Source organism: Arthrobacter sp. SPG23 (assembly GCF_000876655.1).
Lineage (GTDB): Bacteria > Actinomycetota > Actinomycetes > Actinomycetales > Micrococcaceae > Arthrobacter.
This window is the reverse complement of sequence record NZ_JYCN01000018.1, coordinates 154,395-180,910: the sequence shown is the minus strand read 5'-3', so window position 1 is coordinate 180,910 and position 26,516 is coordinate 154,395. Positions and strand designations below refer to the sequence as shown.

At 66.6% G+C, this 26,516-nt stretch carries 21 protein-coding genes; 17 read left to right on the top strand and 4 right to left on the bottom strand.

Annotation, left to right across the window (positions count from 1 at the left end; genetic code table 11):
* Positions 1–9 precede the first annotated feature (9 nt).
* The 13 genes from pyrR to TV39_RS11545 all read left to right on the top strand — a co-directional run bounded on the left by pyrR (position 10) and on the right by TV39_RS11545 (position 15,213).
* Positions 10–594 carry a bifunctional pyr operon transcriptional regulator/uracil phosphoribosyltransferase PyrR gene (gene pyrR, locus TV39_RS11605; RefSeq protein ID WP_043481807.1) on the top strand — a complete coding sequence of 195 codons (585 nt, stop codon included), beginning with the start codon at positions 10–12 and terminating at the stop codon, positions 592–594.
* On the top strand, positions 591–1,604 hold the full coding sequence (locus tag TV39_RS11600; RefSeq protein WP_043481806.1) for an aspartate carbamoyltransferase catalytic subunit: 1,014 nt from the start codon (positions 591–593) through the stop codon (positions 1,602–1,604). The genes pyrR and TV39_RS11600 overlap by 4 nt, the downstream gene beginning before the upstream one ends.
* Complete coding sequence (locus TV39_RS11595) at positions 1,604–2,986, top strand: dihydroorotase (RefSeq protein WP_043481803.1); 1,383 nt, start codon at positions 1,604–1,606, stop codon at positions 2,984–2,986. Before TV39_RS11600 ends, TV39_RS11595 begins: the two co-directional genes overlap by 1 nt.
* On the top strand, positions 2,986–3,504 hold the full coding sequence (locus TV39_RS11590) for a PH-like domain-containing protein (protein WP_043481800.1): 519 nt from the start codon (positions 2,986–2,988) through the stop codon (positions 3,502–3,504). Before TV39_RS11595 ends, TV39_RS11590 begins: the two co-directional genes overlap by 1 nt.
* Positions 3,485–4,753 carry a glutamine-hydrolyzing carbamoyl-phosphate synthase small subunit gene (gene carA, locus TV39_RS11585; protein ID WP_043481797.1) on the top strand — a complete coding sequence of 423 codons (1,269 nt, stop codon included), beginning with the start codon at positions 3,485–3,487 and terminating at the stop codon, positions 4,751–4,753. The genes TV39_RS11590 and carA overlap by 20 nt, the downstream gene beginning before the upstream one ends.
* On the top strand, positions 4,753–8,052 hold the full coding sequence (carB, locus tag TV39_RS11580) for a carbamoyl-phosphate synthase large subunit (RefSeq protein WP_043481795.1): 3,300 nt from the start codon (positions 4,753–4,755) through the stop codon (positions 8,050–8,052). The genes carA and carB overlap by 1 nt, the downstream gene beginning before the upstream one ends.
* Positions 8,045–8,911 (top strand): orotidine-5'-phosphate decarboxylase, encoded by an 867-nt coding sequence (pyrF, locus tag TV39_RS11575; RefSeq protein ID WP_043481793.1) that lies wholly within the window; start codon positions 8,045–8,047, stop codon positions 8,909–8,911. Before carB ends, pyrF begins: the two co-directional genes overlap by 8 nt.
* Positions 8,912–9,004: 93 nt before the next feature.
* A complete protein-coding gene (gene mihF / locus TV39_RS11570) occupies positions 9,005–9,355 on the top strand; it encodes an integration host factor, actinobacterial type (protein WP_043481790.1) in 351 nt (116 codons plus the stop codon).
* Positions 9,352–9,924 (top strand): guanylate kinase, encoded by a 573-nt coding sequence (gene gmk, locus TV39_RS11565; protein WP_043481788.1) that lies wholly within the window; start codon positions 9,352–9,354, stop codon positions 9,922–9,924. Before mihF ends, gmk begins: the two co-directional genes overlap by 4 nt.
* A gap of 39 nt (positions 9,925–9,963) precedes the next feature.
* The gene (gene rpoZ / locus TV39_RS11560) at positions 9,964–10,224 is read left to right on the top strand and encodes a DNA-directed RNA polymerase subunit omega (RefSeq protein WP_011692102.1); all 261 of its coding nucleotides are present in this window, start codon (positions 9,964–9,966) and stop codon (positions 10,222–10,224) included.
* Between the two features lie 40 nt (positions 10,225–10,264).
* Positions 10,265–11,500, top strand: a complete 1,236-nt coding sequence (gene coaBC, locus TV39_RS11555) for a bifunctional phosphopantothenoylcysteine decarboxylase/phosphopantothenate--cysteine ligase CoaBC (RefSeq protein WP_043481785.1) — start codon at positions 10,265–10,267, stop codon at positions 11,498–11,500.
* Positions 11,501–11,609: 109 nt separating this feature from the next.
* On the top strand, positions 11,610–12,845 hold the full coding sequence (gene metK, locus TV39_RS11550; RefSeq protein ID WP_043481783.1) for a methionine adenosyltransferase: 1,236 nt from the start codon (positions 11,610–11,612) through the stop codon (positions 12,843–12,845).
* A gap of 211 nt (positions 12,846–13,056) precedes the next feature.
* Positions 13,057–15,213, top strand: a complete 2,157-nt coding sequence (locus TV39_RS11545) for a primosomal protein N' (RefSeq protein ID WP_043481781.1) — start codon at positions 13,057–13,059, stop codon at positions 15,211–15,213.
* Between the two features lie 39 nt (positions 15,214–15,252).
* Here TV39_RS11545 and TV39_RS11540 read toward each other — a convergent pair whose 3' ends face one another.
* The 4 genes from TV39_RS11540 to TV39_RS11525 form a co-directional block, all read right to left on the bottom strand.
* A complete protein-coding gene (locus TV39_RS11540) occupies positions 15,253–16,329 on the bottom strand; it encodes a glycosyltransferase family 4 protein (protein ID WP_043481779.1) in 1,077 nt (358 codons plus the stop codon).
* Entirely contained in the window at positions 16,326–17,255 is a 930-nt protein-coding gene (locus TV39_RS11535) for an alpha/beta fold hydrolase (protein ID WP_043481777.1), read from the bottom strand. Before TV39_RS11535 ends, TV39_RS11540 begins: the two co-directional genes overlap by 4 nt.
* Before the next feature lie 11 nt (positions 17,256–17,266).
* Entirely contained in the window at positions 17,267–18,142 is an 876-nt protein-coding gene (locus TV39_RS11530; protein WP_043481774.1) for an aldo/keto reductase, read from the bottom strand.
* A 68-nt stretch (positions 18,143–18,210) separates the two neighbouring features.
* Positions 18,211–19,173 (bottom strand): sugar-binding transcriptional regulator, encoded by a 963-nt coding sequence (locus TV39_RS11525; RefSeq protein ID WP_043481771.1) that lies wholly within the window; start codon positions 19,171–19,173, stop codon positions 18,211–18,213.
* A gap of 124 nt (positions 19,174–19,297) precedes the next feature.
* Here TV39_RS11525 and TV39_RS11520 point away from each other — a divergent pair, with 124 nt between their 5' ends.
* The 4 genes from TV39_RS11520 (at position 19,298) to leuS (ending at position 26,487) form a co-directional block, all read left to right on the top strand.
* On the top strand, positions 19,298–21,115 hold the full coding sequence (locus TV39_RS11520) for a glycerol-3-phosphate dehydrogenase/oxidase (RefSeq protein WP_043481769.1): 1,818 nt from the start codon (positions 19,298–19,300) through the stop codon (positions 21,113–21,115).
* A 161-nt stretch (positions 21,116–21,276) separates the two neighbouring features.
* Positions 21,277–22,026: an MIP/aquaporin family protein gene (locus tag TV39_RS11515; RefSeq protein ID WP_043481767.1), complete on the top strand. Its 750-nt coding sequence runs from the start codon at positions 21,277–21,279 to the stop codon at positions 22,024–22,026.
* 58 nt (positions 22,027–22,084) lie between these two features.
* Positions 22,085–23,599 carry a glycerol kinase GlpK gene (gene glpK / locus TV39_RS11510; RefSeq protein WP_043481765.1) on the top strand — a complete coding sequence of 505 codons (1,515 nt, stop codon included), beginning with the start codon at positions 22,085–22,087 and terminating at the stop codon, positions 23,597–23,599.
* A 362-nt stretch (positions 23,600–23,961) separates the two neighbouring features.
* Positions 23,962–26,487, top strand: coding sequence for a leucine--tRNA ligase (gene leuS, locus TV39_RS11505; RefSeq protein ID WP_043481763.1), 2,526 nt, complete (start codon positions 23,962–23,964; stop codon positions 26,485–26,487).
* The last annotated feature ends 29 nt before the right edge of the window (positions 26,488–26,516 follow it).

Here is a 26,516-nt window from a genome sequence, read left to right as displayed (position 1 = left end):
AGACGAGCGTTGACATCAGTCACAGAAGCACCGGTTCCGGCCAGGGTTGTGCTCAACTCTGCGGACATTGACCGTGCACTCACTCGTATCGCCCATGAGATCCTCGAGGCCAACAAAGGTTCCCAGGATCTGGTGCTGCTGGGCATTCCGCGCCGCGGCTACCCGCTGGCCGTCCGCCTGGCCAGGAAAATCGCCGCCGCCGATTCCACCGTGGATGCCGCCGCAATCGTCGGCCAGCTGGACGTCACCATGTTCCGGGACGACCTCTCCCACCAGCCCACCCGGCCGCCGTACCCCACGCAACTTCCCCGCACCGGCATCGACAACAAGGTTGTTGTCCTGATCGATGACGTCCTCTATTCGGGCAGGACCATCCGCGCAGCGCTCGACGCCATCGTGGACCTCGGCCGTCCGCGCATCGTCCGGCTTGCCGTCATGATCGACCGCGGGCACCGCGAACTGCCCATCCGCGCGGACCACGTTGGCAAGAACCTCCCAACGTCGTCCTCCGAAAAGGTCCGGGTCCGGCTCGAAGAGACCGATTCCGTGGACGGCACGCCCGTCAACGAAGTGGTCATCGAGGCAGGCGCATGAAACACCTGCTCTCAACGGAAGACCTCAGCCTGGCCAACGCCATCCGCATCCTGGACACCGCAGAGGAAATGGCGGCGGTGGGTGACCGGGAAGTCAAGAAGCTTCCCGCGCTTCGGGGACGTACCGTGGTGAACCTTTTCTTCGAGGATTCCACCCGCACCCGCATCTCCTTCGAAGCCGCAGCGAAGCGGCTCTCCGCGGACGTCATCAACTTCGCCGCCAAAGGGTCCTCCGTCTCCAAGGGCGAATCCCTCAAGGACACGGCCCAGACGCTCGCCGCAATGGGCGCGGACGCCGTCGTCATCCGCCACTGGGCCTCCGGTGCGCCGCACCGGCTGGCAGCCACGGACTGGATCGACGCCGCTGTCATCAACGCCGGCGACGGCACCCACGAACACCCCACCCAGGCGCTGCTCGACGCGTTCACCATGCGCCGGCACTGGGCCCGGCTGCACGGGACGCCGTCTGCCGGGGCGGACCTGAAAGGGATGCGCGTCGCGATTGCCGGCGATGTCCTGCACTCGCGCGTGGCCCGCTCGAATGTCTGGCTGCTGCGCACGCTCGGAGCAAAGGTCACCCTGGTGGCGCCGCCCACCCTGTTGCCCATCGGCGTCGGACAATGGCCGTGCAGCGTCAGCTACAACATGGACGAAACCCTGGCGAAGGGTGTGGACGCGGTGATGATGCTGCGCGTCCAGGGGGAGCGGATGAATGCCTCCTTCTTCCCCACGACCCGCGAATACTCCCGCCGCTGGGGATTCGACGACAACCGCCTCCGCGCCCTGGACAGCCTGGGCCTGAAGGACACCATCATCATGCACCCGGGCCCCATGAACCGGGGACTGGAAATTTCCTCTGCAGCCGCGGATTCACCCCGTTCCACAGTGCTGGCACAGGTGCGCAACGGTGTGTCCGTCCGGATGGCCGCACTGTACCTGCTGCTCTCCGGGGACACCCGCGAACCAGCTGCCACCACCAACGCCGCCTATTCCACCAAGGAGAGCCACTGATGGCACACGATCAACAGGATGCAGCCACCACCGGGGCCTACCTCGTCCGCGGCGCATCGATTCTCGGCGGCGCAGCCGAAGACCTCCTGATCCGCGACGGCATCATCGCCGCACGGGGCACCGACCTGGCAGGCACAGACGCAGCTGACGGAGCCACCGTCATCGAGGCCGCGGGCCTGGTGGCGCTGCCCGGCATGGTGGACATCCACACCCACCTCCGCGAGCCCGGCCGGGAGGACGCCGAAACGGTGGAAACGGGCACCCGCGCCGCAGCCCTCGGCGGCTACACCGCAGTGCATGCCATGGCCAACAGCAACCCTGTTGCGGACACCGCCGGCGTGGTGGAACAGGTGCACACCCTCGGACGAACGGCCGGCTGGGTGGATGTCCGCCCGGTGGGCGCGGTCACCGTCGGCCTCGCAGGCGAACAGCTGGCCGAGCTTGGTGCCATGGCAGATTCCCGCGCCCAGGTCCGCGTCTTTTCCGACGACGGCATCTGCGTCCACGACCCCGTGCTCATGCGCCGTGCGCTTGAATACGTCAAGGCGTTCGACGGCGTGGTGGCACAGCACGCGCAGGAACCCAGGCTCACCGCCGGCGCCCAGATGAACGAAGGCGACGTCTCCGCCGTTCTCGGGCTCACTGGCTGGCCGGCAGTGGCAGAGGAAAGCATCATTGCCCGGGACGTCCTGCTGGCCCAGCACGTCGGGTCCAGGCTGCACGTCTGCCACGTTTCCACGGCCGGCTCGGTGGAGATCATCCGCTGGGCCAAAGCCCGCGGGATCAACGTGACAGCCGAAGTGACGCCGCACCACCTGCTCCTGACCGACGAACTGGTCCGCAGCTACGATCCCGTGTACAAGGTCAACCCGCCGCTGCGCACGGACTCTGACGTCCAGGCGCTGCGGGCCGCCCTGGCGGACGGCACCATCGACGTCGTCGGCACGGACCACGCCCCGCACCCCAGCGAACACAAAGAGTGCGAATGGGCGCAGGCGGCCATGGGCATGACCGGCCTTGAAACGGCGCTGTCAGTGGTCCAGGAGACCATGATCGAGACCGGCCTCATGGGCTGGGAGGATTTCGCCCGGGTGACGTCCACCGCTCCTGCCGTGATCGGACGGGTGGCCGACCAGGGACGTCCCCTGGAAGTAGGCGAACCCGCCAACGTCACGCTGGTGGACCCGGCTGCGCGCTGGACCGTGGACCCTTCTAAGATGGCAACCATGGGCCGTAACTCTCCGTTCGCCGGGAGGGAACTCCCGGGCAGGGTGGTGGCAACGTTCTTCAAGGGCCACCCCACCGTCCTGAACGGCGAGCTCAACACCCCGTACCGCCACGGGCCCCACGGCGAATCAACGGCCCCCGCGGGCGGGTACTGATGGACAAAGTACTCCCCGGAATCGCGATGCTGGCGATCATTGCGGTGGTCTTCGTGTTGCTCGGCGTTGGCTGGCGGAACCGCCTGCGGCGCCAGTCCGACGTCGAACAGCTGCCCGCGGTCCCGGCCGGGCTGAGCCTGCCGCTGGCCACCGCCGACGGCCAGTATGTTGCCACCACCACGGCCGGCGACTGGCTGGACCGCATCGCCGTCCACGGCCTGGGGATCCGCACCGACGCCGAACTCACCGTGCACCCGGAGGGTGTCCTGTTCGAGCGCTCCGGCGCCGCGCCGCTCTTCATCCCGGCGGACCGGCTCACCGGAGTCCGCCAGGACAGCGGCATGGCCGGGAAGTTCGTCGAGAAAGACGGACTCCTGGTGGCCAGCTGGACCCTGGGTGGCCGGGAACTCGATACCGGATTCCGGACCCGCCGCGCCGCCGACAAACCCGCGGTCCTCGCAGCTTTTCAAGAATTGATCTCCGCAGCCCCTCAGGCAGATGCCGATAGTGGAAAGTAACAACGTGACAGAAACCGAAGTAACAGCAAACGCAGATACTGCACCTGAACGAGGGGCTTCCGCGCCCGCGGTGCTGGTGCTCGAGGACGGCCGCACGTTCCGCGGCACCAGCTACGGCGCCACCGGCACCGCCCTCGGCGAGGCGGTGTTCGCCACCGGCATGACCGGCTACCAGGAAACCATCACGGACCCCTCCTACGCCCGCCAGCTCGTGGTGCAGACCGCACCGCACATCGGCAACACCGGCGTCAACAAGGACGACGCCGAATCACGCCGCATCTGGGTGGCCGGCTACATTGTCCGCGATGCGGCGCGCCGGCCCTCCAACTGGCGCTCGGAGCGCTCCCTGGACGACGAGCTTGTGGAACAGGGCATCGTGGGCATCCAGGGCGTAGACACCCGCGCCATCACCCGCCACCTGCGCGAGCACAAGACCATGCGGGCCGGCATCTTCTCCGGCGAAGCCGCCCGCGCCACGGACAAGGAACTCCTCAACGCCGTACTGGCCAGCGCCCCCATGGAAGGCTCCCGCCTCGCCGAGGAAGTCAGCGTTGACGAGGCCTACGTGGTGGAGCCCAAGGACTGGGGCTGGGACGGCGAGCCGCGCTTCACCATCGCCGCAATCGACCTCGGCATCAAGCGCATGACCCCCATCCGTTTCGCCGAACGAGGAGTCCGCGTCCACGTCCTGCCCGCAACCGCCACCCTGGCGGACGTCCAGGCGGTCAACCCGGACGGCTTCTTTATGTCCAACGGCCCCGGCGACCCCGCCACGGCGGACAACCAGGTCAAGCTGCTCCGCTCGGTGCTGGACGAAAAGCTGCCGTACTTCGGCATCTGCTTCGGCAACCAGATCCTGGGCCGCGCCCTCGGCTTCGGCACGTACAAGCTCCGCTACGGACACCGCGGCATCAACCAGCCCGTCATGGACCGCCGCACCGGCAAGGTGGAGATCACCTCACAGAACCACGGCTTTGCCGTGGACGCACCGCTCGACGGCGCCACCCAGGCTCCCGAGGAGCGGTACGGCCGCGTCGAAGTCAGCCACGTCAGCCTGAACGACGACGTCGTCGAGGGCCTCTCCTGCCTCGACATCCCCGCCTTCTCGGTGCAGTACCACCCGGAAGCAGCCTCGGGACCGCACGACGCCGCCTACCTCTTCGACCGCTTCATCGACCTGATGGCGGACACGAAGAAGGCAGCGTCCACAAAGACTCCCACCGAATCCAAGACTGAGGACAAGAAGTAATGCCCAAGAGAACTGACCTTAAGAGCGTCCTGGTCATCGGTTCCGGCCCCATCGTGATCGGCCAGGCCGCCGAGTTCGACTACTCCGGCACCCAGGCTCTCCGCGTCCTCAAGGAGGAAGGCCTGCGTGTAATCCTGGTCAACTCCAACCCGGCCACCATCATGACGGACCCCGAGTTCGCGGATGCCACCTACGTGGAGCCCATCACCCCCGAGGTGGTGGAGAAGATCATCGCCAAGGAACGTCCGGACGCGATCCTGCCCACCCTGGGCGGCCAGACGGCCCTCAACACCGCCATTGCGCTGGACAAGAACGGTGTGCTGGAAAAGTACAACGTGGAACTCATCGGCGCGAACATCGCGGCGATTGAACTCGGCGAAGACCGCGAGAAGTTCAAGGGCGTTGTGGAGCGCTGCGGCGCGGAGTCCGCCCGCAGCCACATCATCCACAGCATGGACGAAGCACTGAAGGCTGCCGAGGACCTCGGCTACCCGATGGTGGTCCGCCCGTCCTTCACCATGGGCGGCCTCGGCTCCGGCCTGGCCTACAGCGAGGATGACCTGCGCCGGATCGTCGGCCAGGGCCTGCAGTACAGCCCCACCAGCGAGGTCCTGCTCGAAGAGAGCATCCTCGGCTGGAAGGAATACGAGCTCGAGATGATGCGGGACAAGAACGACAACGTTGTTGTTGTCTGTTCCATCGAGAACTTCGATCCCGTGGGCGTCCACACCGGCGACTCCATCACGGTGGCTCCCGCGCTGACCCTCACGGACCGTGAATACCAGCGCCTGCGCGACATCTCCATCGCGGTCATCCGCGAAGTGGGCGTGGACACCGGCGGCTGCAACATCCAGTTCGCCGTCGAACCGCACACCGGACGCGTCGTGGTGATTGAAATGAACCCGCGCGTCTCCCGGTCCTCGGCGCTGGCCTCCAAGGCCACCGGCTTCGCGATCGCCAAGATCGCCACCAAGCTGTCCCTGGGCTACACGCTGGACGAGATCCCCAACGACATCACCCAGAAGACGCCGGCCTCCTTCGAGCCGACGCTCGACTACGTAGTGGTGAAGGTTCCCCGTTTTGCCTTCGAGAAGTTCCCGGCAGCGGACCCCACCCTCACCACCACCATGAAGTCCGTCGGCGAGGCCATGGCCATGGGCCGCAACTTCACCGAAGCGCTGCAGAAGGCCCTGCGTTCCCTGGAACAGAAGGGTTCGCAGCTGGACTTCAGCCACGTTCCGGAATGGGAAGTCCCGGAGCTGATCGAAAAGGCCAAGCGGCCCACCACCGAACGCCTGCACCAGGTGCAGCGAGCCCTGCTCGGCGGCGCCACGGTGGAGCAGCTCTTCGAGGCCACCAAGATCGATCCCTGGTACCTTGACCAGCTCCAGCTGCTCAACGAGATCTCGCAGGAGATCCGCAAGTCAACCGCCCTGACGCAGGAAATGCTGCAGCGCGCCAAGCGCCACGGCTTCTCCGACGAGCAGATCGGCGCGCTCACCAACAACCCGGAAGCCGTGGTCCGCGGTGTCCGCCAGGCCCTGGGCATCCGGCCGGTCTACAAGACCGTGGATACCTGCGCCGCCGAATTCGCCGCCTACACCCCGTACCACTACTCGTCCTACGACGAGGAGGACGAGGTTGCGCTGCACTCCAAGCCGTCCATCATCATCCTGGGCTCCGGGCCCAACCGCATCGGCCAGGGCATCGAATTCGACTACTCCTGCGTGCACGCCTCCATGGCGCTCCGCAAGGCCGGCTACGAGACCGTCATGGTCAACTGCAACCCGGAAACCGTCTCCACCGACTACGACGTCTCCACGCGCCTCTACTTCGAGCCGCTGACCCTCGAGGACGTACTGGAAGTCATCGCGGCGGAGGAGCGCACCGGCGGGGTGATGGGAGTGTTCGTCCAGCTCGGCGGCCAGACCCCCCTCAAGCTCGCGCAGCAGCTTGCCGACGCCGGCGTGCCCATCCTAGGCACGTCACCTGAAGCGATCGACCTCGCCGAACACCGGGGCGCCTTCTCCCGGGTGCTGGACGAGGCCGGGCTGATCTCGCCCAAGAACGGCACCGCCGTGTCCTTCGAGGACGCCAAGAAGATCGCCGACGAAATCGGCTACCCGGTCCTGGTGCGCCCGTCCTACGTGCTGGGCGGCCGGGGCATGGAGATCGTCTATGACGAGCCCAACCTCTCCCGCTACATCGCCAACGCCACCGAGATCACCACCGAGCACCCCGTGCTGATCGACCGGTTCCTGGAGGACGCCGTCGAAATCGACGTCGACGCGCTCTACGACGGAACCGATATGTACCTCGGCGGCATCATGGAGCACATCGAAGAGGCCGGCATCCACTCCGGCGACTCCGCGTGCGTCCTTCCGCCGATCACGCTGGGCAACAACGTGATCGAACGCGTCCGGACGGCCACCCTGGCCATCGCCGAGGGCGTGGGCGTCCGCGGCCTCATCAACATCCAGTTCGCCCTGGCTTCGGACGTCCTGTACGTCCTCGAAGCCAACCCGCGCGCTTCCCGCACGGTGCCCTTCGTGTCCAAGGCCACGGGCGTCCAGATGGCCAAGGCGGCGGCGCTGATCGGCACCGGCGTCACCATCAACCAGCTCCGCAGCGCCTACAAGATGCTGCCGGAAACGGGTGACGGCTCCACCCTGCCGTTCGACGCCCCTGTCTCGGTCAAGGAAGCCGTGCTGCCGTTCAGCCGCTTCCGCACGCCGGAGGGCAAGGTTGTGGACTCGCTCCTCGGCCCGGAGATGCGCTCCACCGGCGAAGTCATGGGCATCGACAAGCACTTCGACACCGCCTTCGCCAAGAGCCAGGCCGCCGCCAACAACGCGCTGCCCACCGAAGGGAAGATCTTCGTGTCCGTGGCCAACCGGGACAAGCGCTCGGTGATCATGGGCGTGAAGCGCCTCTCCGACCTCGGTTTCGAGATCGTCTCCACCGGCGGCACCGCGGACGTCCTGCGCCGTAACGGCATCCAGGCAACCCCGGTCCGCAAGGTCGCCGAGGGCAGCAGCGCCGAGGGTGAAGGCACCATTGCGGACCTCATCATCGCCGGCGAGATCGACATGGTCTTCAACACGCCCTCCGGCGGCGAGGCCCGCATCGACGGCTACGAACTGCGCGCCGCGGCAACCTCCATCGGCATTCCGTGCATCACCACGGTGGCCGAGTTCAATGCAGCGGTCCAGGCCATCGAAGCGCAGCGCACCTACGAATGGTCCGTGACCAGCCTGCAGGAACACGCCGAGAACCTGAAGGCCCTGCAGAATGGCTGAGCCAGCGGCAGCAATGACGGCCGGCCGGCAGTCCTTCGGCTCCCGGCTCGGCCGCGCCATGGCGGACCGCGGTCCGCTGTGCGTGGGGATCGATCCGCACCCGGCGCTGCTGAAGGCCTGGGGACTGAACGACGACGCCGCCGGCCTGGAACGCTTCTCGCTCACCGTCGTGGAGGCAGTGGGTTCGCTCGCTGCCGCCGTGAAGCCGCAGGTGGCGCTCTACGAACGCCACGGCTCCGTGGGCATGGCTGTACTCGAACGTACGCTCGCAGCTGCTGCCGAAGCCGGCGTGCTGACCATTGCGGACGCCAAGCGCGGCGACATCGGCTCCACCATGGCGGCCTACGCCGACGCCTGGCTCCGGGACGGCTCTTCACTGGCCGCGGACTCGGTGACCCTGAGCCCCTACCTCGGCTTCGAGTCGCTGCGGCCGGCGCTGGACCTTGCGGCAGAGTACGGCCGCGGCGTCTTCGTCCTGGCACTGACGTCCAATCCGGAAGGCGCGTCCGTCCAGCACGTGGGCGGCGCGGATTCCGTGGCGCGCCGGATCACCGAGGCGGCAGCCGGGGAAAACGCCCGCTACCCGGGCACCCTGGGCTCGGTGGGCCTGGTGGTTGGCGCCACCGTAGGCGCTGCATTGCAGGACCTCCAGCTGGACCTGGCCGCGGTGCGCGGAATCATCCTCGCGCCCGGGCTCGGCGCGCAGGGCGCCACGGCTGCTGATCTGCGGGCAACGTTCGGTGCCGCCTATTCGCAGGTCCTGGGCACCTCAAGCCGCGACATCCTCTCAGCGGGCCCCTCCGCCGCCGGACTCCGGGATGCTGCACTGCGTACGCTGGAACCCCTGCTGACCAGCTGATCCATTGATTTCCGCGCCGGGCAAAGGGTAGGTTCAGGAGGACTCCAACGGCCCTTGCCGTTGTTCAGATGGGACGATTCGGGGGTGACTTGAGTGAGCTTGCGGCCCCTGACAGACCAGGAACGCGCGGACGCCCTGGGGAAGGCGGCAGCGGCCCGGGCTGCCCGGGCGGAAGCCAAGGAGCAGCTGAAGTCCGGAACGCTTTCCGTGGCGGACCTCCTCGCTGCCGGCGACGGCGATTCCGCCATCGCCCGGATGAAGGTTTCCGAGATGCTGGAGGCGTTGCCCGGTGTCGGCCGCGTCACGGCGGCCGCCATCATGGACGAGCTGGGCATTGCCGCGTCCCGCAGGCTGCGGGGACTCGGCATTCACCAGCGCCGGGCGCTGGTAGATTTTATGAACGAGAAACACGCCCATCCGAATAACGCCCAAAGGAATATGTGAGCAAGAAACCGGGACTGACAGTCCTCGCCGGCCCGACGGCTGTTGGCAAAGGCACTGTGTCCACCTACATCCGGGACAACTACCCCGAAGTCTGGCTTTCCGTCTCGGCCACCACCCGCGCGCCGCGCCCGGGGGAGCAGGACGGGGTCCATTACTTCTTCAAGTCCGCCGAGGAATTCGATGCCCTGGTGGCCGGCGGGGAGCTGCTTGAGTGGGCTGTGGTCCATGGCCGCAACCGCTACGGGACGCTCCGCAGCACCGTGGACGCCGCGATCGCTGATGGCCGTTCTGTCCTGCTGGAGATAGACCTGCAGGGCGCGCGCCAGGTCAAACAGGCCGTTCCGGAGGCGCAGTTCGTCTTCCTCGCGCCGCCCAGCTGGGAGGAAATGGTCCGCCGGCTGGTGGGCCGCGGCACCGAAACAGCCGAGGAACAGCAGCAGAGACTGGAAACCGCTAAACTAGAACTTGCCGCTGAGCCGGAGTTCGATCACACCGTCATCAATGATGACGTTCGACGCGCAGCGGACGAGCTTGTTTCACTCATGGGGCTGACCCCGCACCCGCACTAGCCGCCGGGTCGGATCAGCCCGTTAGAATTTGGAGAATTCGTGTCCACGAACCTTGAAGGCATCATCAACCCGCCGATCGACGAGCTGCTGAAGGCAGCCGATTCCAAGTACGGCCTGGTGATCTTCGGTGCCAAGCGTGCACGTCAGATCAACGCATACTACGCCCAGCTGCACGAGGGCCTGTTCGAATACGTGGGTCCGCTGGTTGACACCAAGCTGAACGAGAAGTCGCTTTCCATCGCCCTGCGCGAGATCAACGAAGGCAAGCTCGTTTCCACGCCGATCGAACCTGCAGAGTAGATCTCCGCAGCTTAAAAGACTGCCTGTTGACGGAGGTCACGTGCGCATAGTCCTCGGAGTCGGGGGAGGGATTGCCGCCTACAAGGTGGCATCGCTCCTCCGGCTTTTTACTGAAGCCGGACATAACGTCACGGTGATCCCCACGGAGGCGGCCAACCGCTTTGTGGGAGCGGCCACCTGGGAAGCCCTGTCCGGGAACCCCGTGAGCAACAGCGTCTTCGACGACGTTCCGTCGGTCAACCACGTACGCCTGGGGCATGAGGCGGACCTGATCGTCGTGGCTCCGGCCACCGCGGATCTCCTGGCCCGTGCCGCCGGCGGCCACGCCGACGACCTCCTGACCAACACCCTGCTGATGGCCAGCGGTCCCGTACTGATGGCGCCTGCCATGCACACCGAAATGTGGCTTCATGCCGCCACCCGGGCCAACGTGGAAACGCTGCGCGGCCGTGGCGTCACCGTCCTCGAACCCGCCAGCGGCCGGCTCACCGGCTCCGACTCCGGTCCCGGCAGGCTGCCCGAGCCCGAGGCAATCTTCGCGGCCGCCTTGGCTCTGATGCAGGACAACAGGGTTTCCGGGCAGCTGCCGCTGGCAGGCCGCACCGTCACCATCAGCGCCGGCGGCACGCGTGAGCCACTGGACCCGGTGCGGTTCCTCGGTAACCGCTCCTCCGGGAAGCAGGGCGTCGCGCTTGCCGTGGCGGCACGCGACGCGGGCGCAAGCGTCCGGCTGCTCGCCGCCCACATGGAGGTACCGGTGCCCGACGGCGTGGAGGTGGTCCGGGTGGAAACGGCGCTGCAGCTCCGGGAAGAGGCGCTGCGCGCGGCAGCTGATTCCGACGTCGTCATTATGGCCGCGGCCGTGGCGGACTTCCGCCCCGCGGACGTTTCGGACACCAAGATCAAAAAGCGTGACGACACCGCCGATCCGGTGATCAGCCTGCTGCGCAACCCGGACATCCTGCAGGAACTCGTGGAAGTGCGCGCGGCGAACAAGCCCGGGCAGCTGATCGTGGGTTTCGCGGCCGAAACCGGAGACGCCGACGGTGACGTTCTCGGCTATGCCGAGGCCAAGCTGCGCAAGAAGGGCTGCGACCTGCTGGTGGTGAACCATGTGGGTGAGGGCCTGGTCTTCGGTCAGGACCACAACTCAGTGGTCATCCTTTCCCGTGCCGGCTCCGAACCACAAGCGGCTTCCGGTTCAAAGGATGATGTTGCGGCCGCTGTCATTGACCGCATCAGCTTCGAGTTGAGCCGCGTTTTCCCGCGATCCTGATTTTGGCGTAACTGTTTTCCAGAGCCTGAGAGGCGGGCGTGTGCAAAGCCTGCTTAGCAGGGGGACACATGCTGAAGCCTGACCGATTCCCAACCAGTAAGGTAGTTGAGTGACTTTACCGCTGCACATTCCCGCTTCCCATGGCGCGACGCCGCCATCCCTTCGTCTCTTCACGTCGGAGTCCGTGACTGAAGGCCATCCGGACAAGATCTGCGACCAGATCAGCGATGCGATCCTGGATGCCCTGCTGGCGAAGGATCCCGAGTCCCGTGTGGCAGTCGAGACGCTGGCCACCACCGGGCTGGTGCACGTAGCGGGCGAAGTCACCACCGACGCCTACGTTGAAATTCCGCAGATCGTGCGCGAGACCATCCTGGGGATCGGCTACGACTCCTCGGCCAACGGCTTCGACGGCGCCCGCTGCGGCGTGTCGGTCTCCATCGGCCAGCAGTCCAACGACATCGCCGGCGGTGTGTTCAACTCCCTGGAGGCCCGCGAAGGCCGCCAGGAGGACGACTACGACCTCCAGGGCGCCGGTGACCAGGGCCTGATGTTCGGCTACGCCAGCGACGAGACGCCGTCCTACATGCCGGTGCCGATCTGGATTGCGCACCGCCTCTCGGAACGGCTCACTGAAGTGCGCAAGAACGGCGAACTGCCCTACCTCCGCCCGGACGGCAAGACCCAGGCGACCATCGGCTACGCCCGGGACAAGCCCGTATCCGTCGAAACCATCGTCATTTCCAGCCAGCACGCGGAAGGCGCCAGCCTCGAGCAGCTGCGTGCTGACCTCGCCACGCACGTGATCGATCCCGTACTGGCGGCAGCCAACCTGGACATCTCCCGCACCCGCAACATCCTTAATCCTGCCGGTGCGTTTGTGATCGGCGGCCCCGTGGGCGACGCCGGCCTGACCGGCCGCAAAATCATCGTGGACACCTACGGCGGCATGGCGCGCCACGGTGGCGGTGCCTTCTCGGGCAAGGACCCGTCCAAGGTTGACCGCTCCGCGGCCTATGCGATGCGCTGGGTTGCCAAGAACGTGGTGGCTGCGGGACTGGCCAAGCGCGCCGAGATCCAGATCGCCTACGCGATCGGCCAGGCACGCCCCGTGGGCACCTACGTTGAGACCTTCGGCACGGAAACGGTGGATCCCGAGCGCATCAGCGCCGCGATTGCGGAAATCTTCGACCTCCGTCCCCGCGCGATCATTGACGCGCTGGACCTCAAGCGCCCCATCTACACGAAGACTGCGGCGCACGGGCACTTCGGCCGCGACGATCCCGACTTCACCTGGGAACGGCTTGACCGCGTGGACGAGCTTAAGGCTTTCTTCAACGCCTGAGAACCGCCGCCCGCAAACATCCGCGGCGCACCCAATTCGGAGTGCCCGCATTTTGTGGCAATGGAGTAAATGTCGGTGCCACGTGTTTGGCTGTAGCAGGGCCGCCGTCCGGGCGGCCCTGCTACAGTGCTTTCCGGCCGGTGGTTGCCGGGCTCCCGCACCGCAACCACTGGCACCATTACTGGCTGGATGCTGAACGGAGGTTGGTCCCATCGCTACTTCTTCCGGCGACGGATCGGCCACCGACGAGCCGCTCCAGCTGTCACTCCTGCATGGTTTCCCGCCGGGCCGTCCGGCGGCTTCAACCGGACCGGCCCTCGCCGCGTCGCTGCCTGTTGCCCGGGTGCTGATCGAGTCTTCGCTGCCCCACTTGGACAGGCCCTTCGACTACAGCGTGCCGGCAGCGATTGACGACGCCGCGCAGCCGGGCGTCCGGGTCAAGGTCAAGTTCAACGGCCAGGAGCTCAGCGGCTTCATCCTGGACCGGCTGGCCGAGTCCGACGCCGGGCATACGCTGGTGCCGCTCCACAAGGTGGTCTCACCCGTGCGCGTGCTTACACCCGAACTGGCCGAACTCGCCGGTAAAGTGGCCGCCCGCTACGCCGGCACCGTCAGCGACGTGCTGCGGGTGGCCATTCCGCCGCGGGTCGCCAGGCTGGAGAAGGAACTGGCCGCTGAAGGGACCCTCGCCCCGAGCCCGGTCCCCGCCGTGGAAGCCGCGGCGAACCCGGAACCGGCGGAGGCCCGTATTCCTCCCTCGCCCGGCCACTGGACGCGCTACGTCAACGGTGCGGCGTTCCTGCAGCATCTTGCGGCCGGCGAGTCGCCGCGGGCCGTCCTGAGCGCGCTGCAGGGATTCGGTCCCGCCGGCTGGCCCGCGCTCATCGCCGAAGCCGTCGCGGCCGTGCGTGCCTCGGGCCGCGGCGCTGTGGTGGTGGTTCCGGACTACCGCGACCTGGACCGCGTCGAGGAGGCGCTGGCGGAGCTGCTGCCCCGGGAAGACATCGCGCGGCTCACCGCCGACGACGGACCTACACCCCGCTACCGCAACTACCTGCGGGTGCTCACCGGCAGTGCCGGTGTTGCGGTGGGCACCCGGTCGGCGGCCTATGCTCCCGTGCACAACCCGGGCCTGGTGGTGTGCTGGGACGACGGCGACGACCTCCATATCGAACAGCGGGCACCCTATGCCCACACGCGGGAGGTCCTACTGCTGCGGGCGGAACAGGACCGCGCGGCGTGCCTGATGGCGGCCCACACACGAAGCACCGAACTCCAGCGGCTGGTGGAGGCAGGCTGGGCCCGGCCGGTGGAAGCCGACCGCCCGGAAGTCCGCCGGACCGTGCCGCGCGTCGTGAACACGGCGGACAGTTTCGAGCAGGAGCGCGACCCCCTGGCCAGGATCGCGAGGCTTCCGGGTGCGGCCTGGCGTGCGGCCAAGGAGTGCCTGGAACGCGGCCCCGTGCTGGTCCAGGTGGCCCGTTCCGGCTATGCGCCGTCACTGGTTTGTGATTCCTGCCGGGAGCCGGCCCGGTGCACGGCCTGCAGCGGGCCCCTTGCTGTGGCCGGTGCCGCCGGCAGCTCGGCAGTTCCGCAGTGCCGCTGGTGCTCCGCTTCTGCTCCGGAGTGGCGCTGCAGCCACTGCACCAGCCCCAGGCTGCGCCGCTCCGCTACCGGCGTGCTGCGGACCGCGGAGGAACTGGGCCGCGCGTTTCCCGGCAAGCCTGTGATCACCTCGTCAGGGGACCACGTCAAAGCGACTGTCCCGGACACGAAATCCCTGGTGGTCGCCACCGTGGGAGCGGAGCCCGTGGCGCCCGGCGGCTATGCCGCAGCAGTGCTCCTGGACGGGGACTCGCTCCTGCGCCGCGAAAACCTCCGCGCGGGGGAGGACGCCGTCCGGCGCTGGTTCAATGCCGCCGCGCTGGTCAGGCCGGCCCGCGAAGGCGGCCTGGTGGTTATCACCGCCGATGACACAGCAGGGGTAGGCGCCCTGCTTCGCTGGGATGCCGGGGGGTACGCACAGCGGGAACTCTCACTGCGGCACGAGCTCCAGCTGCCCCCGGCGGTGAGGATAGCCTCTGTGACCGGCGGCCGGACCGCCGTCGGGCACTTTACCGACGCCATCGAACAGAGCCTTGCCCGGCAGGGGATCACCCTTCGCACCGCCGGACCGGCGCCGCTGGTGCTGACGGAAGCACGCGCACCCCGGCGGGAGGCCGGCGAGGATGTCCGGACGCTGCTGTTCATTCCCTACGCCCAGGCGGCAGGCGCCACGCGGGTGATGCGGGCAGTCAAGTCGGCTGCAGCGGCGCGGCGCAGCGACGATCCCGTCCAGTTAAGGCTCGACGGCGTGGATGTGCTGTAGCTGACGTGCCGTGTTGGATGCGCCCCGGCGGGCAGGGCCTCAGCGGCGGTTGATGGCGGCGGCTTCCTCGGCCAGCTGCACAAGCTGCCGGGCCGAATGGTCCCAGCTGAATTCCGCGGCCCGTTCCACGGAACGGCGTGAGTGTTCCTTCCACACTCCCGGCTCTTCCAGCCTTCGGACGGCTTCGGCGAACTCCGACGGGGAATCGGGGTGGACGTAACTCACGGCGTCGTGGCCTACTTCGCGGAAGATCGGGATGTCGCTTGCGATCACGGGTGTTCCGTGGGACATGGCCTCCACGAGCGGGAGGCCGTAACCCTCGGCCCGGGAAAGGCTGATCAGGGCAGTTGTCCTGCCCAGCAGCGCCTCGTATTCGGCGTCCGTCACGCCGTTGTGGAACACGACGTCGGCACCGGGCGGCACCAGCGCTTCGAGCTCCGCCCGCCGCTGCGGCGTGATGCGGCTCAGCAGGTGGAGCGTCATGTCGGGCAGTTCGGCCATTCCCCGCACCATGGTTTCCACGTTCTTGTACGGCATGAACGAACCCATGTAGAGGAGGGTCCTGTCCGCGCCGGCACCGGGATCGCGCGGCGTATGGCCGTGCTGCGGCGCGTTGCCAACGATCCGGACCGGCCGCCGGGTCAGGCGGTGCTTCGCGATCAGTGCCTCGGTGGTGTGGCTGATGGTGGCCACCACGTCCGCCCGGTTCAGGAGCAGCCGCTGCGGCCAGTACGCCTTGTGGTAGAGACGCCAGAGCAGGCGCACCGGTGCCGGCAGGAATCCCGGCGGGGCAGGGTGCTCGTAGTAGATGAGGTCGTGGAGTGTCAGCACCAGGCCGTATTTGCGGCCGAACGTCCCCATCGTCTGCATCGGACACACCACAACGTCGGCGCCCAGCTTGTTGACCTTGCCGGCCACGAACAGCTCCGCGGGGGACAGCGGGCTGTTGATCAGCGTGTAGGGCACGTCCGGGAGGAGAGCCAGCTGCCGGGGGTCGCTGATGAGCATCGAGACGTCGGCGACTTTGGCCGTAGCCGCGATCAGGCTGGCCCCGTACCGGCTGATGCCGTCGTGGTGGTCCAGGCGGGTGAATCGGGCGTCGATAATGATTTTCACGCGGGATGGTCCTTTAGGAAACGTCTGATGAAACCGGCGGCCGGCCCGGGGGTCTCGTAGTGGATGAGGTGCCCCACGCCGGGAATCACCTCGAGGGTGCCATCCGGCAGGAGCGCCACGAGTTTGTGCTGGTCCGGGAGCATCGCGATCTCATCCTTCTCCCCGGCAATCAGCAGCACCGGCAGGCCAAGCTCCGGAGCAACCTCCGAGACGTTGCTCCCCACGGAGGCCTTGAACGACTCCAGCAGGCTGTCCCGGTTGGCGAAGGCGGAGAAGTAGGCGTTGTGCTGGCCATGGATGAACTGCAGGAGCTGCTTGTCCCTGGTCTTTGCCATGGCCATGCTCATGACCCTGACTATGAGCCGGCTGCGGAGCAGGTAGAGGCCCAGTGCGCGGGGGAGCCTGGCCGAGGCCTCGTAGTACAGGACGGCCAGTTTGGTCATGACGCCCTTGGGCCCCTCCAAGGCCGGTGCGGCAATGGGGTTGACGAGGATGAGGGGGAACACCGCGCCGGGGTTGGCCGCCACGAAATGGCTGGCAATGATGGATCCGAAGGAGTGCCCCAGGAGTACCGTTTCCGCTCCAAGGCCCAGGGCAGCCATGAAATCACTGATGAACTGCCCGTAGCGCCTGACGCTGTGCTCACCGTCAGTAAACGCATCCGAGCTGCCGAAGCCGGGCAGGTCGGGCATGATGAGCCGCATGTCGGGGAGCTGGTCCGCCACCCGGAGCAGGCCGTGATGGTCGCCCCGGAAACCGTGGACCACCAGGATGGTCCTGGTCTCTGCCGTGACGCTCACCGGTTCATATACCCAGTAGTCCACGCTGCAGCCGTGCAGGTCCACGCTGGCCGCCCGCGTCCTGCCATCCAGTTGCCCGCTGAAGAGGGGCGGGGCCTGTGCCGGCCCCGTGTCCACTTGTTCCATGGTGTCGAATCCTAGTTGACGTTGTCCGGGTGGGAACCCGTGCGGTGGCCACGTTCCAAAGCGGCGAGGGCGGCCATGTCCGCGGGGTCCAGGGTGAAGCCAAAGACGTCCAGGTTCTCCCGGATCCGGGCATAGGAACTGGCCTTGGGGATCACCACATTGCCCAGCTGCACATGCCACCTGAGGATGATCTGCGCCGCGGTCCGGCGGTGCGCCGCCGCAAGCTCCAGGACCACCGGATCCTCCAGCACCTGGCCCCTGCCCAGCGGGCTCCAGGCCTCGGTGCGGATGCCAATCCGGTCGTGGAGTTGGCGGAGCTCGTCCTGCTGCAACCAGGGGTGGAGTTCGATCTGGTTCACCGCGGGGACCACTTCGGCAGTCTCGAGCAGCCGCTCCAGATGGGCAGGCTGGAAGTTGGACACGCCGATCGCCCGGATCCTGCCCTCACGATAGAGGGTTTCCATGGCCCGGTAGCTTTCGGCGAACAGTCCGCGGCGGGCGCACGGCCAGTGGATGAGGTAGAGGTCGACGTATTCCATGCCGACGTTGGACATGGACGTATCAAAAGCCCGCATGGTGGCGTCGTAGCCGTGGTCGTCGTTCCACACCTTCGTGGTCACGAAGAGGTCTTCGCGGGAGAGCGCCGGTGCTGCCTCGCCGGAGCCTCCTGCGGGACCTCCGCCAGCAAATCCGGCAAGCGCGCCGATAGCCTTGCCTACCCCGGTTTCGTTCCCGTACATGGCAGCGGTGTCGAAGTGCCGGTATCCGGCCTCGAGGGCCATCGTCACCAGGCCGGCAGCGTCTGCCGGGGGAACCTTGTAGAGCCCGAAGCCCAGTTGGTCGATCAGCACACCATTGTTGAGGCTAAGCCGGGGCGAGTTTTTCATAGGACTGACTCTACCGACTCGGCGCCGTCCGCTCCCGGGGACAGGCCGGGCGAGGCTGGCGGCAGGCTTCAAGAGAGCCCGTCAAAACTGACCAGGCGCCGGGCGGTAGCTTCATCGAGGATCAGGTCGGTGGCCAGGCCTGCCGCGAGCGCGCCGCGCAGTCCATTGATCTTCGAGGCCCCGGAGACAACGCAGATCCGCCGCCTGACCTGCCGCAGCTGCGCCAGCGCAGGCCCGGTGGACCGTTCGTTGAGCGTGATGCCATCAGAGGATCCGTCCCCGCGGAAAAACACCGTGGCCACGTCACCCACCACGTCCGAGTTGGCCAGGATGTTGAGGTCGCTCTCGTCCAGGTATCCGCCGGCGTAGACGTGGCTCGGGTAGTCGGCGTCCACCGAGCCCACGCCGAAAATGGCAATGCTCATGCGTGACTGCAATTCAAGGATGCGCTGGACGCTGCGTTCATTCCACATGGCGGTTTTGGTGGCGGCGTGGTCAAAGAAGGCCGGAACGGGAAACTGTTCAACGCGCGCACCGTAGGCGCTGCCAAACCTGCGCATGATGTCGCTCGCGTAGGTGATGCCGGTGGTCTGCATGTTGCCGGCGCCGTTGAGCTGGACGATGACGCTGTCGTGGGTGATCTTGCGGGTGAGGTGGCGGCTGACGGCACTGAGCGTGGATCCCCAGGCGACACCGATGATCGCGTTGGAGTCAACCAGCGGCCCGATTGTCCTTGCAGCCTGCATGGCCACCCTGTCAAGGGTTTCCGCCTCATTCAGTGTGTCCACCACCGGAACGACGTGGACATCCACCCGGTATTGGGCGCGGATCATGTTTTCCAGTTCCGGTCCGGTGTCGAGCGGATTGCGGATCTGGATCTGCACCAAGCCGGTCTCCCGGGCAGCCGAAAGAAGGCGGGAAACCGTGGATCTGGAGGTCCGGAGCTCCCTGGCTATGGCGTCCATCGTGAGGTCCTGAAGGTAATACAGTTGTGCAGCCCTGAGGGCTTCTGAGTGGCGTGAGCGCGGCATTCGGCTTCCGTTCTGCACGTTTGTGCATAGTGCTTGACTCCATTTTCCATTACTCCAAACAATAGTGATGAACGGCGCCGCGCTGTGAGGCGCGCCGCACAGGACCAAACCCAAAGGAGCAGATTTGGGAACCAACGATTCATCCGGCCATCAGGCGTCCAGCCACCAGCGGTCATCAGTGCAGAGCCTGCGAAAGCGGCCCCGCGCACAAGTCCTGATCATCGGCGGCGGGATCAACGGAGTCGGCACGTTCCGCGACCTGGCCCTGCAGGGTGTGGACGTTGCACTCGTTGAACGGGGGGATTACTGCCAGGGGGCCAGCGGTGCGTCGTCGCACATGATCCACGGCGGAATCCGCTACCTGGAAAACGGTGAGTTCCGGCTGGTCCAGGAGTCCGTCGTCGAACGCAACAGGCTCCTGCGCATCGCTCCCCACTACGTCAAACCGCTCCAGACCACCATCCCCATCTTCAGCACCTTCTCCGGCGTGCTGTCGGCGCCGCTGCGGTTCCTCACCCACAAGCAGCAGGGCAAGCCGAAGGAACGCGGAGCCTTCCTCATCAAGCTTGGCCTGAGCATGTACGACTTCTTCTCACGCGACGGCGGCACAGTTCCGCGCCACCAGTTCCGCGGCCGCAAACGCGCCTTGGCAGAGCTGCCGCGGCTGCACCCCGGCATCAAATATGCGGCGACGTACTTCGACGCCTCGGTCCACAACCCGGAACGCCTCACCCTGGACGTGCTCCAGGACGGAGAGAAAGCCGGCGCCAGCGGCCAGAGCGACGCGCGGGCCAGCAATTACCTCTCACTCGTCGCCATGGGCGGAACTGCCGGCACGTCCGCCGGTTCCACCGGCGGCAGCACAGTCCAGCTGCGCGATGAGCTCACCGGCGAGGTCTTCGACTTCACGGCTGACGTCATCGTCAACACCACGGGTGCGTGGGTGGACCTGACCAACGAGGCCATGGGCGCCGCATCCACCTTCATGGGCGGCACCAAGGGCTCGCACATCGTGCTGGACCACCCCGAGCTGCTTGACGCCTGCAACGGCCGCGAAATCTTCTTCGAACACACTGACGGCAGGATCGTGCTCATCTACCCGATGGGCGACCGCGTCCTTGTGGGCACCACCGATGTGGACGCGGACATGGCAGAGGACGCCGTCTGCACCGACACCGAGATCGACTACTTCTTCGACCTGATCGGCCACGTCTTCCCGGATGTCACAGTGCACAGGGACCAGATCGTCTACACCTTCGCCGGTGTTCGGCCGCTGCCGAAGCACGACGCCACCCAGCCCGGCTTCGTCAGCCGCGACTACCGCATCGAACGCCGGGCCGGCGGGCAGGAAACGGTGTCCAGCGGACAGGCAACGACAGCCGGCGGCGCCGTCGTACTCAGCCTGGTGGGCGGCAAATGGACCACGTTCCGGGCGCTGGCCGAGCACCTCACAAACGACGTGCTCAAAGAACTGGGCCTGGAGCGGAAAGTCTCGACGGCGAAACTCGCCATTGGCGGCGGCGCCGGGTTCCCCGACAGCCAGGCCGGAGTCCAGCAGTGGATCAAGGCCCACATGTCCGCCGGCCGCGACGCTGACCGGATCTCCGGACTGCTGACACGCTACGGTACCCGCGCCGAAGAAGTTCTCCGGTACCTCGACGCCGGCCCGGACCGGCTCCTGCACTCCACCCGTGAACTCAGTGTCCGCGAACTGGAGTTCATGGCCCGGAACGAGCAGGTGGGACACCTCGTCGACGTACTGATCCGGCGCACCTCCCTGGCCTTCCGCGGGCTGGTCACGGGTGAACTGCTCAACGAGGTGGCGGAGGTCCTCGCTGCTCCGCTGGGCTGGGACGCCGCAGCCAGGTCAGCCGAAATTCACTATGCCCAGGAGGTGCTTGAACGCTTCCACGGCGTCCAGGTCCACAGCCTGGTCGCTTAGAAATCTTGCGTGCCCGGGGAGGAATTGCCCGGGCGCAAGGACTGCGCGGTTCCGCTGGAGGAGCAGCCGGCGCAGTAGCCGGCCGGCAACGCAACAGCGTTGCCGGCCCAACAGCCCTTCAAATCGCGAAGGGCTGACAACAGAAAATAGAGGAGTCAAAGATGTCTCTTGGAATTGTTTTCCTTTCCGAAGTATTCGGAACCGCAATGCTGACCCTGCTGGGTTGCGGCGTTGTGGCAAACGTCGCGCTCAAAGGCACCAAGGGCAACAACGGCGGATTCCTAATGGTCACATGGGGGTGGGGCATCGCAGTCTTCGCCGGCGTCTATGTTGCCGCCAGGTCCGGCGCGCACCTGAACCCGGCCGTGACCCTTGGCCTGCTGGTCAACGGCAAGGCGGAATATGCTCCCGGCGTCAGCGTCGACTTCGCATCCACACTGACCTACTTCGGCGGAGAACTCCTGGGCGCGTTCCTGGGCGCTGTGGTCATGTGGCTGGCTCACAAGCAGCACTTTGACGCCGAACCGGAACCCGCCAGCAAGCTCGCCGTGTTCTCCACCGGCCCTGCCATCCGCTCCACCCCCTGGAACCTGATCACGGAGATCATCGGCACGTTCGTGCTCGTCTTCGTCATCCTGACGTTCGGCGGCACCCCCTCGGGCCTCGGCCCGCTCGCAGTGGCCCTTCTGGTTGTTGGCATCGGCGTATCCCTCGGCGGTCCCACCGGCTACGCCATCAACCCCGCCCGTGACCTTGGTCCCCGCATTGCGCACGCTCTGCTCCCCATCAAGGGCAAGGGTTCCAGCGACTGGAGCTACTCCTGGATCCCGGTTGTCGGGCCGCTGGTAGGCGGAACCCTGGCCGGCGCTGTCGCAGCAATCGTGCCCATCATCGCCTCGGCAGCTTCCTGATCCCCCCGCGTTTCAACACCCCCGTCAAGCCCTTCAGACAACAGACAAGGACGTCAACATGAACCAGTACGTAATCGCCATCGACCAGGGCACCACCAGCACCCGCGCCATCGTCTTCGACCACAGCGGCAGCATCGTCTCCTCCGGCCAAATGGAACACGAGCAGATCTTTCCGCAGGCCGGCTGGGTGGAGCACGACCCCGCCGAAATCTGGAACAACACCCGCGAGGTCATTGCCTCCGCACTGTCCAAGGCGAACCTGACCCGGCACGACATCGCCGCGGTCGGCATCACCAACCAGCGCGAAACGGCCGTTGTCTGGGACAAGACAACGGGCAAGGCGATCTACAACGCCATCGTCTGGCAGGACACCCGGACCCAGGACATCGTGGATGAACTGGCCAAGGACGGCGGACCGGAGCGTTTCAAGCAGCAGGTGGGCCTGCCGCTGGCCACGTACTTCTCCGGCACCAAGATCAAGTGGATCCTGGACAACGTGGAAGGCGCCCGCGCCAAGGCCGAAGCCGGCGACCTGGTCTTTGGCAACACGGACTGCTGGGTGCTGTGGAACCTCACCGGCGGAGTGGACGGCGGCGTGCACGTCACGGACGTCACCAACGCCTCCCGGACCATGTTCATGGACCTCGACACGCTGTCCTGGGACCAGGAGATCCTGGACGCATTCGGCGTTCCCGCCTCCATGATGCCCGCCATCAAGTCCTCCTCCGAGGTGTACGGCACCGTGCACACCTCACAGTTGCTCCGGGAAGTGCCGGTTGCCGGCATCCTCGGCGACCAGCAGGCAGCCACGTTCGGCCAGGCGGCGTTTGATGCCGGCGAAGCCAAGAACACCTACGGCACAGGCTGCTTCCTGATCTTCAACACCGGCGAGGAAATCGTCCACTCCAAGAACGGCCTGCTGACCACGGTTGGTTACAAGCTGGGGGACGCTGCACCGCACTACGCCCTGGAAGGCTCCATCGCCGTCACCGGCTCCCTGATCCAGTGGCTGCGGGACAACCTCGGCATGATCAGCAGCGCCCCCGAAGTGGAGACTCTCGCCGCCTCGGTCAAGGACAACGGCGGCGTCTACATCGTCCCGGCGTTCTCCGGCCTGTTTGCACCGTACTGGCGGTCGGATGCCCGCGGTGCCATCGTTGGCCTGACGCGTTTCGTGAACAAGAACCACATCGCCCGTGCGGCGCTGGAGGCCACCGCCTTCCAGACGCGTGAGGTGCTCGACGCCGTCAACGCCGACTCCGGTGTTCCGCTGACGGAGTTGAAGGTCGACGGCGGCATGGTTGCCAACGACGCCCTCATGCAGTTCCAGGCGGACATCCTGGGCGTTCCGGTGATCCGGCCGAAGGTCGTGGAAACCACGGCGCTCGGTGCCGCCTACGCTGCCGGCCTGGCCGTCGGCTTTTGGAAGGACCTCGGGGAGTGCTCGGCCAACTGGTCCGAGGACAAGCGCTGGGAACCGCAGATGGACGACGCCGAGCGGGACCGCCAGATGCGCCTCTGGAAGAAGGCAGTGACGAAGTCCATGGACTGGGTCGACGAGGACGTGAAGTAGACCCGGCGAGCCTATGCCTTCGCTGTCAAGGGGGCCCCGCCCGCTTCGCGGACGCCCGAAGCCGCTCCCGGGCCCCCTTGACAGCTCGGCATGTCCGAGCCCGTCTATTCAGCCGCTCGTGGCGACTTACGTTTAGGTGATGGTGGAGGTGCGCTAAAGTAGTTCTATGCGTGCGATCCTTCTGCTTAGCTAGCCGCCCGGTATCCCGGAACCATCTCGGATTACCGCGCGGCAGCCCCTCCATGTCGAGGGGCTTTTGTGTGTCTGGAGCCCCTCGGGGCCGGCAGCAGGGGATCAGGGGCCGGGGCTGAAACAGAAAGCCCGGCCGTACGAAAAGCGGTACAGAACAGAAGAGGGCAGCAGTGAGCGTTCAGCCGGAGACAGAGACCGGAACAGCAGCAGTCGCAACGGAAGGTCCCGAGGAGGGCACCTACAGCTTCGCCGCGATGGAGGCCAAGTGGCCGCAGGTGTGGGAAGACCTCAAGGTGTTCACCCCCGTCGACGACGGCTCGCGTGAGCGCCGCTATGTCCTCGACATGTTCCCCTACCCCTCAGGCGACCTGCACATGGGCCACGCCGAAGCGTTCGCCATGGGAGACGTCGTCGCGCGCTACCTGCGCCAGAAGGGCTTTGACGTCCTGCACCCGATCGGCTGGGACTCCTTCGGCCTGCCCGCCGAGAACGCCGCCATCAAGCGCAATGCCCACCCCAGCGAGTGGACCTACGCCAACATCGACACCCAGGCGGCGTCCTTCAAGCGCTACGCGATCTCGGCTGACTGGTCACGCCGCCTGCACACCTCGGACCCGGAGTACTACCGCTGGACCCAGTGGCTCTTCAAGCGCTTCTACGAGCGCGGCCTGGCGTACCGGAAGGATTCCCCGGTCAACTGGTGCCCCAAGGACCAGACGGTGCTGGCCAATGAACAGGTTGTCAACGGTGCCTGCGAACGATGCGGCACCGCGGTGACCAAGAAGTCCCTGAACCAGTGGTACTTCAAGATCACCGACTACGCCGACCGCTTGCTGGACGACATGGACGAACTGCGCGGCCACTGGCCCGAACGCGTCCTGGCCATGCAGAAGAACTGGATCGGCCGGTCCGAAGGGGCCCACGTCAACTTCGTGATCGAGGCCGCCGGCGACAAGCCCGCCAAGGATGTCACCGTCTTCACCACGCGCCCCGACACCCTGTACGGTGCCACCTTCTTCGTGGTGGCAGCAGATGCGCCGCTGGCAGTGGAGCTGGTCACGGACGAGCACGCCGCTGCCCTGGACGCCTACCGCGAACAGGTCAAGGCACTCTCCGAAATCGAACGCCAGTCCACCGAGCGGGAGAAGACCGGCGTGTTCACCGGCCGGTACGCCGTTAACCCCCTGAACGGCGAAAAGCTGCCGGTCTGGGCTGCAGACTACGTGCTGGCGGACTACGGAACGGGCGCCATCATGGCGGTCCCGGCCCACGACCAGCGCGACCTCGACTTTGCCAGGACCTTCGACCTGCCCGTCCGCGCCGTACTGGACACGGGGGAGGACGACCCCGCTGTGACCGGCACGGCGACTGCAGGAGAAGGCACCCTGATCAACTCCGGCGTCCTGGACGGCCTGCCCAAGGCCGAGGCCATTCCGGCCGCAATCGACATGCTGGAGAAGCAGGGCACCGGCGAAAAGTTCGTCAACTTCCGCCTGCGTGACTGGCTGCTCAGCCGCCAGCGCTTCTGGGGCACGCCCATCCCGATCATCCACTGCCCTGCCTGCGGCGAGGTTCCTGTTGCCGACGATCAGCTGCCCGTCACCCTGCCGGCCGACCTGCGCGGCGAAGACCTGTCCCCGAAGGGCACGTCGCCGCTCGCCGCCGCCGAAGCCTGGGTCAACGTTGAGTGCCCCAACTGCCAGGGTCCTGCCAAGCGCGACACCGACACCATGGACACGTTCGTTGACTCGTCGTGGTACTTCCTGCGGTTCGTGTCCCCGGAGTACACCGAGGGTCCGTTCGACCCCGAGAAGATCAACGACTGGATGCCCGTCGGCCAGTACGTGGGCGGCGTGGAACATGCCATCCTGCACCTGCTGTACGCGCGATTCTTCACCAAGGTCATCCACGACCTCGGCATGATCGACGCCGACGAGCCGTTCAGTGCGCTGCTGAACCAGGGCCAGGTCCTTAACGGGGGCAAAGCCATGAGCAAGTCCCTGGGTAACGGCGTCGACCTCGGCGAGCAGCTGGACAAGTACGGCGTGGACGCCGTGCGCCTGACCATGATCTTCGCCTCGCCGCCGGAGGACGACGTCGACTGGGCGGATGTTTCGCCGTCGGGCTCTGCAAAGTTCCTGGCCCGGGCCTGGCGCCTGGCGCAGGACGTCACCAGCGCGCCCGGCGCGGACGCCGCGCAGGGCGACCGGGCGCTGCGCTCCGTCACGCACCGCACCATTGCCGACGCCGCCACGCTGCTGGACAGCAACAAGTTCAACGTGGTGGTGGCCAAACTGATGGAGCTGGTCAACGCGACCCGCAAGACCATCGACTCGGGTGCAGGCGGGGCGGATCCCGCAGTCCGCGAAGCGGCGGAAGCCGTCGCGGTCATCCTGAGCCTCTTTGCGCCCTACACGGCCGAGGACATGTGGAACGTGCTGGGGCATCCCGCCTCGGTGGCGAACGCCGGCTGGCCCGCGCATGACGAAGCACTCCTGGTGCAGGAAACTGTGACCGCCGTGGTCCAGGTGCAGGGCAAGGTCCGCGACCGGCTGGAGGTCTCCCCGGGCATCGGCGAGGACGAGCTGCGTGAACTGGCCCTGGCGTCGGAGAACGTCCAGCGCGCCCTCGACGGGCGGGGTATCCGCACGGTCATCGTGCGTGCCCCTAAACTGGTCAACATCGTCCCGGCCTAGCCGGGGCACCGGCCGCCGGTATCGCCGGC